Raw genomic sequence first — 13,099 nt, forward strand, 5'->3', positions numbered from 1 at the left:
AAAGGGAGGCAAAATGAACACCAATGATTATTCGGAACTGAGCGGCAAATGGCAAAAGAGATTTGAATTTTTCGACAAATACGGCACCAATCCCAAAGCGCCGGAATTCAAAGCCGCTATCAAAGCCGTGCCGTTTATGCAGCGAAATCTTTATTTAATCAATTTCATAGCCTTCTTTTTCGGCTTTATCTATTTTTTCGTTTTGGGTTTGTGGCGAAAAAATTTGACCTTGTTGGGCATTACCGTGATTTGTTCCATTCTGCTTGATGTGGCGATAATGCTTTTTGCTCCCGATATCACCGAGCACACTGTTAGATGCCATCAATAGGGGAGTAGGTTTTGCATTTGCCGCGCTTTATGCTTTGACGGCAAATCGGGCCTATTATCTGCACAAGGTTAAAAGATCGAAGAGTTGGAATCCTTTCGAACAATAATACCGATTGAGGCCGTCTGAAAAACAAGGGATCGATTATCTGCCGGATTATTTTGTTTTCAGACGGCCTCAATAAAACAGCCCTGCTGAGTAAACAGTCGGGCTGTGCGTTTTTGAAACCGTCGGTTTATTGACGGGTTTCAATCTGAACCATCGGAGCGTCCGAAATGTCGGCCTCAACGGTTTTGGGTACATCCGAGCGACGCAAGCCGTTTACCGCCTCGGGCTGGGCTTGCGATAAGGCGGCCTCCAATGCTTCGGTACGGGTTTGCACCAAGATCAGACCGCCTAAATCCAAGCTGTCGACGGCAGGCTGTAAGGGTGCAACTTCGGCCGTTTCAACAATTTCGGCTACGGTTGCCGCAGTGTCCGGTTCTGCGGGTATAACGGATTCAAAAGGCGGTGCGCCCACAACCCCGGCAACGGCTTGCTCCACATTATCGATGGGCTGTATCACAAAATCCTGTTCCGCATGAGAGGCGACGGGAAGCGTGTCGTCGTGGTCGTCTTCAATGGCGAACAATAACGGCGCAGGTTCGTGCTCGTCCTGCGGCACCACGACCACCAGCGGCACATTATCTTCGGATTTGGTAATGAAGGTGTCGGCCAGCGGAGCGGCAACAGGAATGGAAACCGGAGTTTCGATTTCTTCGCCGAAAATATGCGCTACGGCAAAACGCACTTTGTTACCCGCTTCTTCGATACTCAAATATTGTTCAATTTTCGCGGCGGACGGAATATTGCGTTTTTTAGCGTTGCTGCGGCGTTCGCGCTGATCGCGTTGGTCGCGGTTGCGGCCGTTGCGTCGGCGGTTGTTGCGGTTTTCATTCGAGTCGGAGGTGCTTTCGGCAGGCACTTCGGCCTCGTTTACCTCGTCAACTTGGGGCTCCGCTGCGGTATCGGCGGTTTCAACGGCTGCCAACGGGGCGGCAATGGCTTTTTCTTCATTGCGGCCACCGCGACGGCGGCGGCCCGATTGTCCGCTTTGCCGTTCGTTGCGGCTGTTTTCAGCTTCTTCCGCTTGAACAACATCGTTGCGGCGGTCTTCATCGGCGCTTTGGTTTTGACGGCCGCTGCGTTCGCGGTTGTTGTCGGGTTGGCTGCGGCGGTTGCTGCGGCCGCCGCTGTCTTTTTCTTCCGTCAGTTTGACGGTTTTGCTTTCCGTTTCGGCTTTATCGCCGTCAGTATCCTGACGTTTGACATTTTGCCCGCGGCGCGGGTTGTTACGGCGGTTGGAAGAACGGCGTGCATTCTGGCGGCCGCCTGCGCTGCGTTTTTCGGTTTTTTCGGAATCGGCCGTTTTTTCTTCTGCCGCGGAAGTGCCGAAAATTTTACCCAGCCAGTTTTTGAAACCGCTCCACCACGATGCTTGGGCGGACGGGGTGTTTACAATCGGTGCCGGTTGGGTGTGTTTCACGCCTTTTACGGCCGGTTCGGGGCGAGTAGTTTTGGCTTTTTCGCCGCCGAAAGGTTTGGCGTTTTCGTCTTCTTCCGGTGCGGCTACGCGCTTGTAGCTCGGCTCGGCGTTGTCGTCCACATCATCGGTACGCACGCGGGTGATTTCGTAGTGCGGGTTTTCGAGGTGGATGTTGGGAATCAGGAAAACGGATACGTCCAAACGTTCTTCCATACCGAAAAGCTCGGCGCGTTTTTCGTTGAGCAGGAACGTGGCCACATCAACCGGCACTTGCGCGTGCACTTCGCCGGTGTTGTCTTTCATGGCTTCTTCCTGAACGATACGCAACACATGCAGAGCAGTGGATTCGATGCTGCGGATGACGCCGGTACCGGCGCAGCGCGGGCAGGCGATATGGCTGCTTTCGCCCAATGCGGGTTTCAGGCGTTGGCGGGAAAGCTCGAGCAGGCCGAAGCGGCTCAATTTGCCCATTTGCACGCGGGCGCGGTCTTTTTTGAGGGCATCGCGCAAGACGTTTTCTACGTCGCGCTGATGCTTGGCGTTTTCCATGTCGATGAAGTCGATCACCACCAAGCCGCCCAAGTCGCGCAAACGCATTTGGCGGGCGACTTCTTCGGCGGCTTCCATGTTGGTTTTGAAGGCGGTATCTTCGATGTCGGCACCGCGGGTGGCGCGGGCGGAGTTAACGTCGATGGAAACCAGTGCTTCGGTGTGGTCGATCACAATCGCGCCGCCGGAGGGCAGGCTGACGCTGCGTGAGAATGCGCTTTCGATTTGGTGTTCGATTTGGAAACGCGAAAACAGCGGCGTGTGGTCTTTATAAAGTTTCAGACGGCCTACGTTGTTGGGCATCACATACGACATAAATTCGGAAATCTGGTCGTACACTTCTTGGTTGTCGACCAGAATTTCGCCGATGTCGGGGCGGAAGTAGTCGCGGATGGCGCGGATAAGCAGCGAGCTTTCCATAAACAGCAGGTAAGGCTCGTTGTGCGCTTTACCGGCTTCTTCGATGGCCTGCCACAGTTGTTGCAGGTAGTTGAAGTCCCATTGCAGCTCTTCCACGCTGCGGCCGATGCCGGCGGTGCGTGCGATCAGGCTCATGCCGCGCGGTACGTCCAATTCGGCCATAGCCGCTTTCAGTTCTTGGCGTTCTTCGCCTTCGATACGGCGCGATACGCCGCCGCCGCGGGGATTATTCGGCATCAGCACGAGATAACGGCCGGCCAAGCTGATAAAGGTGGTGAGGGCCGCGCCTTTGTTGCCGCGCTCGTCTTTTTCGACTTGCACGATGACTTCCATGCCTTCTTTCAGCACGTCTTGGATGCGGGCGCGGCCGCCTTCGTAGTCTTGGAAATAGGAACGGGAAACTTCTTTGAAGGGGAGGAAACCGTGGCGGTCGGTGCCGTAATCGACGAAGCACGCTTCCAGCGACGGTTCGATGCGGGTGATGATACCCTTGTAGATATTGCCTTTACGCTGTTCTTTGCCCAGCGTTTCGATGTCCAGATCCAAAAGGGTCTGTCCATCAACAATCGCCACGCGCAGCTCTTCGGCTTGCGTGGCATTAAATAGCATACGTTTCATGACTACCTCGTTTTCGAGCACCCACGAGGCGTGTAATCAGTTTTCAACGCTTATAAGCCGCCAATGTTCAGGCCGTCTGAAACGGCGTGTGGGGCGTTATCCGAACGAGAAGGAGTATAAAGAGCAATGGGCATCGCTTTGAAATAACTGCTTGTGTTTACAGGGTTTGTGCCTTTTATTGTGTAAAAATGTACCGGCGGTATTTCTGATTGCATCCGCATGCAACTGCACCGGCGAGCGGCGGCGGAAGGGTGTAAACAGCGTATCGGCAATGCCTGTGGTTCCGCTTTGGTGTCTATGCTGCGCGAAACACGAAAAATCTGAGCCGTCTTCTTCATTACTGTCCGGCGGTTGTACTGCCGAGGGCTGCGCACATGTTTGTTCGGGTGCGTCTTATGCCGGGTCGGAAGGCCTGCCGGAAAAGGTTAAACTTAATTACGTCTTTACCTGCCCGGCTTGGCGGCAGGTAAAGGAAATGCTTTGTGGCGTGCTTTTTAGTATAAAATTCCAGTTTACAATAAGTTTTCAGACGGCCTGATTATTCGGGCGGCAACGCCTGAAAACGTAAGCGGATTATAGAGAAAATGCCGACAATTAGCAAAGACTTGGTTAACCATATCAGCATTTCCGACGAAGATGCGGGGCAGCGGCTGGATAATTTTTTAATCAAAATTTTAAAAGGCGTACCCAAAAGCCATATCCAGCGCATCATCCGTGCGGGCGAGGTGCGTTTGAACAAAAAACGCTGCAAGCCGACCGACCGCATCGAAGCGGGGGATGTTTTGCGTATTCCGCCGGTGCGCATTGCCGAAAAGCAGAGGCCGTCTGAAAACATGCCCGTGCCTGCGCGCGATTTTGAAATCGTTTACGAAGACGATGCGATGCTGGTGGTAAACAAGCCCAGCGGAGTGGCGGTGCACGGCGGCAGCGGCGTGAGTTTCGGCGTGATCGAACAATTGCGCCGCGCCCACCCTGAAGCGCGTTATCTCGAGTTGGTGCACCGGCTGGACAAAGATACCAGCGGGCTGCTGATGGTGGCCAAGAAACGCAGTGCGCTGGTGAAGCTGCACGAAGCCATCCGCAACGACCACCCGAAAAAAGTTTATCTGGCGTTGGGCGTGGGCAGGCTGGCGCAGGATAAGCTGAATGTGAAACTGCCGCTGTTCAAATACACGGGTGCGCAAGGCGAAAAGATGGTGCGCGTGAGTGAAAACGGCCAGCATGCGCACACGGTGCTGCGCGTGCTGAAGCGTTTTTCAGGCGGCCTGCTGCATCAGGTCGGCCTTTCCGATCTGACTTTTGTAGAGGCCACCTTAAAAACCGGCCGCACCCATCAAATCCGCGTGCACATGCAGTCGCAGCAATGCCCGATTGCGGGCGACGAACGCTACGGCGATTATCAGGCCAATAAACGCTTGCAGAAGCTGGGTTTGAAACGGATGTTTCTGCACGCGGCGGAGTTGCACTTGCAGCACCCGCTGACGGGCGAACCGCTGAAACTGGTTGCCCCGTTGCCGCAAGAGTTGGAACAGTTGGTTACGGTGTTGGCGCATCAGCAGAAAGCGGAATGACGGGTTGAGGTTTTGAAGTGGAAAGACAAAAGGCCGTCTGAAAGCGAAGCTCGCAAGGTTCGCTTTCAGACGGCCTCAAGCAATCGGTATCATGTTTCCACAGATGAAGCAGGCATGCCATACCGTACTTGTTCGGTTGGCTCTTAAACCCGCCGAAAAGATGGTAAGAGGCCGTCTGAAAAAATATTCAGACGGCCTCTTGCTATATAGTTAAATTTGAACGGCTTACATTTCCAGAACGCTCAGCCCCGGCAAGTCGGCAAAGCCGCGCTCGCGCACAATTTGGCAGAAGTTTTCCAGATAGGTTTTTCCTATGTCTTCTGCACGCATGGCGGCATAGAGTTCGCTTTGCAGGCCGTTTTCGGTAATCGGGCGGGAAATCACGTAACCTTTTTCGAGATAGGGCATCACCGTCCAATAGGGCAGGGCGGCAATACCGCGGCGGCTGGCAACGAGTTGGATAATCGCAATCGTCAATTCGCTGTGGCGGCGGGGCGGATTGATGCCTTTGGGCAGCAGCACTTTGCGCAGCAGGTCGAGCATATCGTCGGGCACGGGATAGGTGATCAGCGTTTCATCGGCAAAATCTTCCGCTTCCCATACGGTTTTGGCGGCAAGAGGGTGGTCTTTGGCGCAGATGCCGACCATGCTGTACGCGAACAGCGGTTGGTAAGTAATGCCCGATTGCGGTATGGCTTCGGATACGATGGCTAAGTCGGCGCGGTGTTGCAGCAATAATCCCACCGGATCGGCTTGGAAGCCGGATACGATGTCCAATTCCACTTGCGGCCATAACGGGCGGAACTCGCCCATAGCGGGCATCAGCCAGTCGAAACAGGTGTGGCATTCCACCGCCAAACGCAATTCGCCCGCCTCGCCTTCGATAATCTGCGCCATATCGCGTTCCGCCGCGGCTACTTGGGGCAGTAAATCACGCGCCAACTGGAGCAGGCGTTCGCCGGCAGGAGTAAAGCGCAGAGGCGTGGATTTGCGCTCGAACAACGGCGTTTCGTAGTGGTTTTCCAACGCACGAATCTGATGCGACAAGGCAGATTGGGTAAGGAATACGCGCTTGGCAGCCAGTGATACGCTGCCGGTTTCTTCCAGTGCTAGCAGGGTTTTGAGGTAGCGCAGCTCAATGATGGAATCCATATTTTTCAGACGGCATGATACAAATGCGGCCATATTAAAATAATTCATATGGGTGTGCAAATTGCCGCACTTGCTTTCAGACGGCTTGCGGGATGCTAGAATAGTTGCTTAGAGGCCGTCTGAAACCATATTACCTATGCAACCTGCCGAATATCTTTCCCGATTTTCCCTGCCCGAACAAATTTCAGACGGCAGTTGGTGTGTGTATCTGGTGCTGTGTGAAAACGGTTCGCTCTATTGCGGCATCAGCAACCGCCCCGAAGCCCGTTTTGCCGCGCATGCGGCAGGGAAAGGCGCAAAATACATGCGGATTCACAAGCCGGTATCCATGCGGCTGGTGTATATCGGAGTTTCCCGCGAACAGGCCGTCCGCACCGAACCTTTGATAAAAAAGCTCAAGGCCGAACAGAAACGGCAGTTATGGGCGGCACTGGACGATTTTCAGACGGCCTGAGTTTGGTATAAAATTCCAGCCGGTTTCCATAAGGATCAATATGATGAACAGCCAGCACCAGCACAATGTCGATCACAGCGAAATCGACAAATTCAGCCAGCTTGCCCATAAGTGGTGGGATAAAACCAGCGAATTCAAACCGTTGCATGACATCAACCCGCTGCGCCTGAATTATATCGACCGGCACGCGCAAATTGCCGGCAAAACCGTACTGGATGTGGGATGCGGCGGCGGCATCCTGACCGAAAGCATGGCGAAGCACGGAGCCAAACACGTGAGCGGTATCGATATGGCCGAAAAATCGCTGAAAATAGCCAAATTGCACGCATTGGATGAAGGCGTTGTCAACGTTGACTACCGCTGTGTACGTGTCGAAGATTTGGCTGCCGAAAAACCGCACAGTTTCGATGTGGTAACGTGCATGGAAATGATGGAGCACGTTCCTGACCCCGCCGCCATCGTTGCCGCCTGTGCCAAACTGGTTAAGCCCGACGGCATGGTGTTTTTCTCTACCATCAACCGCAATCCCAAATCTTATGTGCATGCCATTGTCGGTGCCGAATATATTTTAGGGTTGGTGCCGCGCGGTACGCACGACTGGCAGAAATTCATCACTCCCGCCGAACTCGCCCGTATGTGCCGCCAAGCAGGGTTGGATATTATCGATTCCAAAGGACTGACCTATAATTTGCTTACCAAAATCTACTCGGTGGGCGATAACACGGATGTCAACTACATGGTTGCCTGCAAACCTGCATAATTGAGAAATTTAAATGATGAGGCCGTCTGAAAAACTATTCAGACGGCCTTTTTGATGAATTTTGCCGAAGGGCAACAGAGCATAATTAAAAAGCAGACAATTTACGTTTGCTCTTAATGAGGATGTGATTACTTTTTAATCAAGCGGGTATAAACTGCCAGAATGATAACGGCGAAAATAGTGGAGGCAATCCAGCCGGCAGGCTCGCCCACTTCATACCAACCGGCAGATTGGCCGACAAAACCGGCCAATAACGAACCGCCAATGCCGAGTAACGTAGTCATGATAAAGCCTAAATTTTCCTTACCCGGATGCAGAAATTTCGCTAATACGCCTACGATGAAACCGACGATAATGGTAACTAACCAGCCCATAATTTCCTCTCATGTTGTTGAGTTAAATAAATATTGCATTCGTATTGATGTGTAATTGTGTTGATTGCCAATTGAAATGTAATAAACATAATCTAAAAACATCATACATGTTATATATGTAGCAGTCCTTCAAACTTGCGTTTCTTTTCAAAAAATAAAAAGAATTTTGATTTGAAAACGGTAGATATAGGATAAACACAACAATTTTATGAAAAATGAAGAAATTGAGTGCATTTGCAGGAAATTTTCGATTATTTCCCGATTTTCGGAATATTTGAGAAAAGAGATTTCGTTCAAATAGCGGTATCGTGGCAAGGCAAGCTGTATAAACGGTTTTTTTGTATCGCTGGTGCTATGGCAAATAAACTTAAAAAAATAGTACGTCTATCATGCTCGGGCTTGATCCGAGTATTTCGAGTTCCAGTAGCCTTAGAGGATGCTCGGACCAAGCTCGAGCACGGCTGAACCATGATAAAAATAAGTTGATTGGCTATATTTTCAGCCGGCAACTTTATTTTGAAGATGAAATGTGTTGGGTATTGATAAAAAAGAAGTAAATTAACAAAATACTGATTTGAAAATATCCAATAACAAATTAAATGCCTTAAAAATGAAAGTGGTGAATAAAGTCAAAAGCAAGAAAAAAGCTCTGCCAATAGCAGAGCTTTCGATGTTTCCACAAACAGATTAACGTTTTGAGAACTGTTTGGCGCGGCGTGCTTTGCGCAGACCGAATTTTTTACGTTCCACTTCACGAGCATCGCGGGTAACGAAGCCGGCTTGAGACAGGGCAGGTTTCAAAGCTGCATCATAGTCGATCAAAGCACGGGTAATGCCGTGACGGATGGCACCTGATTGGCCGGTTTCACCACCACCTACGACATTTACTTTAATGTCGAAAGTTTCAGCATTTTCGGTCAGAACCAAAGGCTGGCGAACCACCATGCGGCTGGTTTCGCGTGAGAAGAATTCGTCAACGGGACGGCCGTTTACGATGATTTGGCCGGTACCTTTTTGCAGGAATACACGAGCCACTGAACTTTTGCGGCGGCCTGTGCCGTAGTAATATTTACCGTTCATGTCGTGTCCTTAGATTTCCAAAACTTTGGGTTGTTGGGCAGCATGGCCGTGCTCGGAGCCGGCGTATACTTTCAGTTTTTTGATCATGGCGTAACCCAAGGGGCCTTTCGGCAACATGCCCTTAACGGCTTTTTCCAAAACGCGCTCAGGGAATTTCTCTTGCATTTCGGTAAAGTTACGCTCATAAATACCGCCGGGGAAGCCGGAGTGGCGGTAGTATTTTTTATCTAAGGCTTTGTTACCGGTTACACGCAGTTTGTCGGCATTGATAACGATGATGTAATCGCCGGTGTCAACGTGAGGGGTGTATTCGGGCTTATGTTTACCGCGCAAACGGCGGGCGATTTCGGCTGCAACGCGGCCCAAAACTTTGTCTTGAGCGTCAACAACAAACCACTCGCGCTTCACCTCGTGCGGTTTAGCTGAAAAGGTTTTCATAAGGGGTAATCCAGATAGATATAGAAAGTTGCCGATTTTAGAGAGAATTTGAATTTCTGTCAATCCGCTTTAGGCCGTCTGAAAAATTTATAGAGCGTTCGCAACGGTATCAGTTGATATATGTTGTATTTGCAGCATTTCGCCTTTGCACCGATGAAAGCAAAGGTTTTCCCGTCGTGCAACGAAATCTTTTGATTTCCGTAAAATAAAAATACCGCCTCAGGGCGGTATTTTGGAAAGGGGATCCCCGCTGATGCCGTTTAGGCTGAATCCGCTTGAACCTTGCTGACAAGGCGGTCGCCACGGGCAGTTTCGGGTGCATCTGTGAAGACGCTCACGCCCACTGCAACTCCCGGCAACCTTAAGCGAATGTATTGGTTCAAAGGAATGTATGCCTTCGCGAACACCGCAGGGAGAGAGCTTTGGCCTGATTAGGCTGACTTGGATAATACTTTCTCGCAAGTATTAATCATGTCTGTTATTTTACGCTCAAATTCGCCAATTGCCAAATCATCTTTTACCGTCATTTTCAATAAATCGTGCACTAAATTCAAAGAGGCCATGATGATGATTTTGTCGGTTTCGACGATGCGGCCGCTTTGTTTGATGGTGTCGAATTTTTGGTTCAACATGTTTACGGCTTGCAACAGGGTGGCTTTTTCTTCTGAAGGTGTGCCGATATTGAAGGTGCGTCCCATGATTTCTAAGCTGACTTGTTCGATACTCATCGGTTTATTCTCCAGAGGTTTCGGCGGTTTCTTGAGGGAGGCGTGCCAACAGGGTGCGGATGTGATCGGCATTGTGTTGCAAGGCATCACGGTATTTTTGGTTTTCGGCTATCAGACTGTCGATTTTACCTTGCAGGTCGTCTTTGAGTTTATTGACTTGTATCAGCAAGGCCTCGCTTAATTCGTCGACGGCGGCTTCATGTTCGTTTTTTTGTTGTTCTTGCGCCAGCTTTTGACGGGTAATTTCGTCATGTAGGCGGGCGATTTCTTGTTGCAGGCGTTTGTTTTCGCCAATTTGGGTTTCAAATTTTTGTACCAGTTGGTAAACGCTGATTTCGAGTTTGTCGAGAGACTGATTCATTTTGTGCACCACTCGGTTGATATGGGGGCAAGCATAGTCGGGATGAAAGATGCTGTCAAATAAGGCCGTCTGAACGTATGTTTTTTCAGACGGCCTTGTATTTTAAAGGCATTTTTATTCGAATCGGGCTTCCCTATCCATCAGGCGTTCTACCACTTGTTGGGCGGTCATTTCTTTGCGTAAGAGTTGGAGCAGGGTTTGGGTGATGGGCATGTCGATTTGGTGTTTGCAAGCCATGTTGAATACTTCTTCAATGCTGCTCACGCCTTCCGATACATGTCCGATTTCAAGGAGTACGGTATGCAGTTCTTTGCCTTCCGCAAGACCTAAGCCTACTCTGCGGTTGCGCGAGAGTGCGCCGGTACAGGTAAGGATTAGATCGCCGATGCCGGCCAATCCCATCATGGTTTTGGGTTGCGCCCCCATGGAAACGGCCAGTCGGGTAATTTCCGCCAATCCTCGGGTTACCAGTGCGGCTCGAGCGTTCAAGCCGTAGCCGAGGCCGTCTGAAAGACCGGTGGCGATGGCCATAACGTTTTTTACGGCTCCGCCTACGGCTACACCGATAACGTCTTTGCTGCCGTATAAACGTAATACGGTGGTATTCAGACGGCCTACCAGTTCTTCAATCCAGCCTTTGTTTTCTGATGCTAAAACAACGGCGCAAGGCAGTTGTTTGGCTAATTCTTGGGCAAAACTGGGGCCGGAGAGCACGCCGATTTTGTCGTTTTCGGGCAGTACGTCTTTAACCACTTGGAACGTGAGCAAGCCGGTATCTTGTTCAAAGCCTTTACAGGCGGTTAATACGGGTAGGTGGCCGGCGTTGTTTTGCACGAGAAGTTGTGCGCTGTCGCGTAAGCCGGCAACCGAGGTGGCTATGATTACCAGTTCCGTATTGGGCAGGGCTTCTGCCAGATCAGTGTGGACTTTAATGGCATCCGGTAGTTTGAAGCAGGGGAAATAACGTTTGTTTTCGCGGTCTTGTTGTAAGGATTTCATGTGTTCGGTATTTCTCGCCCACATAGATATTTCGTTGCCGTGCAGTGCAAAATGAATAGCAAGTGCAGTTCCCCAAGAACCTGCGCCGATTACGGTGATTTTCATGTTTTTCTCCCGAAAAAATTGTTCTCCACTTTAAAACAATCATGCTTGTGGTGCAAGTTTTAAGCGATTTGTGTAAGAAAATTGAAAGTGGGTCGTCTTAATATTGTTTCAAGCGCGATTACACCTGAAAGGGACGTGTCAGGGTTTGAAATAAAAAACTATCGTAGTGATATATATCGTTAATGGTGGCGTTAAAATTTGATTTTAGGCAAATAAGGCGAAATATTATGCCACTATACTTCCATGTGTTTGTATAAATTTTTTATGCGGATTAAATCTCTGTTTTGGCAGGTATTGAGATTGTCTGTTTCGTGTGACACGGGCCGCAGGCTAAATGGAGGATAAGGTATAGACAAATATATTCACTATGGTGGAAGCGTAGATAAAAACATATATTTACTTGTTTTGACTGTTTTATTTTGGAGGAAATCTTCATGAACCAAACCACTCGTAAAGCCTCTCTTGCCGTGGCCGTTTTGCTGGCTCTTTCGGCATGTGGAGAAAAAGCTGCCGATACTGCCGAACAATCGGCTTCCAAAGCGGCGGAAACTGCGGTTGCGGAAACTTCTGCGCCTGCTGCTGCCGATAACAGCAATGCTTCATCTGAAGATTTAGAGCTGTTGAAGCAGGCCCAAGGTATTTTCAAGCCGCTGCCGAACAGTGAGGAAGTACAAAAGTTGCGTCCGTTTACCGAAGCTCAGGTAAAACTCGGTCAGCAACTTTGGCATGATCCGCGTTTATCGCGAGGCAATACTGTAAGCTGTAACACATGTCATAACCTTGCTACTGCGGGTGTTGACAATCTGCCGACCAGTCAGGGCTTTAAAGGTCAGTTCGGTCCGCGTAACTCGCCTACCGTGTTAAACGCAGCCTTGCTGGGCAGCCAGTTCTGGGATGGCCGTGCCGCAACAGTTGAAGAACAGGCAGGCGGCCCGTTGATTAATCCGGTGGAAATGGCGATGCCCGACCATGCGGCTGTAGAGAAGAAGGTTGCTGCCATTCCCGGATATGCTGATTTGTTTAAAGCAGCTTTCCCGGAAAATAACGGTGCAATTTCAATTGCCAACATTACCAATGCCATCGGTGCATTCGAGCGGACTCTGTTGACACCTTCTAAATGGGATGAATATTTGAAAGGCAACGTTAATGCGCTGAATGAGAAAGAGCGCAAAGGTGTACGTTCATTTATCAGCAATGGCTGTATCGCTTGTCACGCAGGTACAAATTTAGGCGGTGATTCTTTCCAAAAATTCGGTTTGGTTAAAGGCCCGTACTGGAAATACACCGGCAGTACAAAACATGATGAAGGCCGTTTTGAGGTAACTAAAGCCGAAAGCGATAAATTCTTCTTCCGTACTCCAGGTCTGCGTAACGTTGCCCGTACTTATCCTTATTTCCACGACGGCAGCGTGTGGGAGTTGGATAAAGCTGTCAGCATCATGGCTGAAACCCAGCTTGGCAAACAATTGTCGCAAGAAGAAGTGGATAACATTGTAGCGTTCTTGGGTACTTTGTCTGCTCCGCTTCCCGAATCTGCGCTTGTATTGCCAGAGTTGCCGGAGTCTGCAGCGCCGGAAACGCATCCTATTAATAAATAATGCGTAGTATAAGTTGGTGAAGATGAAAGGCCGTCTGAATTT

At 50.2% G+C, this 13,099-nt stretch carries 14 protein-coding genes and 1 other RNA gene; 6 read left to right on the plus strand and 9 right to left on the minus strand.

The annotated features are described in order from the left end of the window. The first annotated feature begins 13 nt into the window (after window positions 1-13). A complete protein-coding gene (locus tag Q0X97_RS06475; protein WP_302066562.1) occupies window positions 14-328 on the plus strand; it encodes a DUF2628 domain-containing protein in 315 nt (104 codons plus the stop codon). Window positions 329-560: 232 nt separating this feature from the next. Here the strand turns inward: Q0X97_RS06475 and Q0X97_RS06480 are convergent, their stop codons facing one another. Continuing rightward, on the minus strand, window positions 561-3,437 hold the full coding sequence (locus Q0X97_RS06480) for an Rne/Rng family ribonuclease (RefSeq protein WP_302066563.1): 2,877 nt from the start codon (window positions 3,435-3,437) through the stop codon (window positions 561-563). Here Q0X97_RS06480 and Q0X97_RS06485 point away from each other — a divergent pair. Together Q0X97_RS06485 and Q0X97_RS06490 are read left to right on the plus strand one after the other, a co-directional pair. Then, window positions 3,436-3,579 carry a hypothetical protein gene (locus Q0X97_RS06485; RefSeq protein ID WP_302066564.1) on the plus strand — a complete coding sequence of 48 codons (144 nt, stop codon included), beginning with the start codon at window positions 3,436-3,438 and terminating at the stop codon, window positions 3,577-3,579. The two genes, Q0X97_RS06480 and Q0X97_RS06485, sit on opposite strands and share 2 nt — an antisense overlap. Before the next feature lie 442 nt (window positions 3,580-4,021). Then, window positions 4,022-5,008, plus strand: a complete 987-nt coding sequence (locus Q0X97_RS06490; RefSeq protein WP_302066565.1) for an RluA family pseudouridine synthase — start codon at window positions 4,022-4,024, stop codon at window positions 5,006-5,008. A gap of 225 nt (window positions 5,009-5,233) precedes the next feature. Here Q0X97_RS06490 and Q0X97_RS06495 read toward each other — a convergent pair whose 3' ends face one another. Further along, window positions 5,234-6,160: a LysR family transcriptional regulator gene (locus Q0X97_RS06495; protein WP_302066566.1), complete on the minus strand. Its 927-nt coding sequence runs from the start codon at window positions 6,158-6,160 to the stop codon at window positions 5,234-5,236. A gap of 181 nt (window positions 6,161-6,341) precedes the next feature. Between Q0X97_RS06495 and Q0X97_RS06500 the strand changes: the two genes are divergently transcribed. Together Q0X97_RS06500 and ubiG are read left to right on the plus strand one after the other, a co-directional pair. Further along, complete coding sequence (locus Q0X97_RS06500; RefSeq protein WP_302066579.1) at window positions 6,342-6,614, plus strand: GIY-YIG nuclease family protein; 273 nt, start codon at window positions 6,342-6,344, stop codon at window positions 6,612-6,614. A 40-nt stretch (window positions 6,615-6,654) separates the two neighbouring features. Beyond that, window positions 6,655-7,374 carry a bifunctional 2-polyprenyl-6-hydroxyphenol methylase/3-demethylubiquinol 3-O-methyltransferase UbiG gene (ubiG, locus tag Q0X97_RS06505; RefSeq protein ID WP_302066567.1) on the plus strand — a complete coding sequence of 240 codons (720 nt, stop codon included), beginning with the start codon at window positions 6,655-6,657 and terminating at the stop codon, window positions 7,372-7,374. Window positions 7,375-7,502: 128 nt separating this feature from the next. Here the strand turns inward: ubiG and Q0X97_RS06510 are convergent, their stop codons facing one another. From Q0X97_RS06510 to Q0X97_RS06540, 7 genes are all read right to left on the minus strand, one after another. After that, entirely contained in the window at window positions 7,503-7,748 is a 246-nt protein-coding gene (locus Q0X97_RS06510) for a GlsB/YeaQ/YmgE family stress response membrane protein (RefSeq protein WP_302066568.1), read from the minus strand. A 687-nt stretch (window positions 7,749-8,435) separates the two neighbouring features. Beyond that, window positions 8,436-8,828 carry a 30S ribosomal protein S9 gene (rpsI, locus tag Q0X97_RS06515; protein ID WP_085389204.1) on the minus strand — a complete coding sequence of 131 codons (393 nt, stop codon included), beginning with the start codon at window positions 8,826-8,828 and terminating at the stop codon, window positions 8,436-8,438. A gap of 9 nt (window positions 8,829-8,837) precedes the next feature. Beyond that, a complete protein-coding gene (gene rplM, locus Q0X97_RS06520; protein ID WP_085366043.1) occupies window positions 8,838-9,266 on the minus strand; it encodes a 50S ribosomal protein L13 in 429 nt (142 codons plus the stop codon). Window positions 9,267-9,506: 240 nt separating this feature from the next. Then, a non-coding RNA gene (gene ssrS / locus Q0X97_RS06525) (6S RNA) lies at window positions 9,507-9,684 on the minus strand. A gap of 13 nt (window positions 9,685-9,697) precedes the next feature. Further along, the gene (locus Q0X97_RS06530) at window positions 9,698-9,994 is read right to left on the minus strand and encodes a cell division protein ZapA (protein ID WP_302066569.1); all 297 of its coding nucleotides are present in this window, start codon (window positions 9,992-9,994) and stop codon (window positions 9,698-9,700) included. 4 nt (window positions 9,995-9,998) lie between these two features. Further along, complete coding sequence (locus tag Q0X97_RS06535; protein WP_302066570.1) at window positions 9,999-10,355, minus strand: hypothetical protein; 357 nt, start codon at window positions 10,353-10,355, stop codon at window positions 9,999-10,001. Between the two features lie 114 nt (window positions 10,356-10,469). Continuing rightward, a complete protein-coding gene (locus Q0X97_RS06540) occupies window positions 10,470-11,459 on the minus strand; it encodes an NAD(P)H-dependent glycerol-3-phosphate dehydrogenase (protein WP_302066571.1) in 990 nt (329 codons plus the stop codon). A gap of 434 nt (window positions 11,460-11,893) precedes the next feature. Between Q0X97_RS06540 and Q0X97_RS06545 the strand changes: the two genes are divergently transcribed. Next, a complete protein-coding gene (locus Q0X97_RS06545; protein WP_302066572.1) occupies window positions 11,894-13,057 on the plus strand; it encodes a cytochrome-c peroxidase in 1,164 nt (387 codons plus the stop codon). Window positions 13,058-13,099: the final 42 nt, after the last annotated feature.

Source organism: Neisseria sp. MVDL19-042950 (assembly GCF_030504625.1).
Taxonomy (GTDB): Bacteria; Pseudomonadota; Gammaproteobacteria; order Burkholderiales; family Neisseriaceae; genus Neisseria.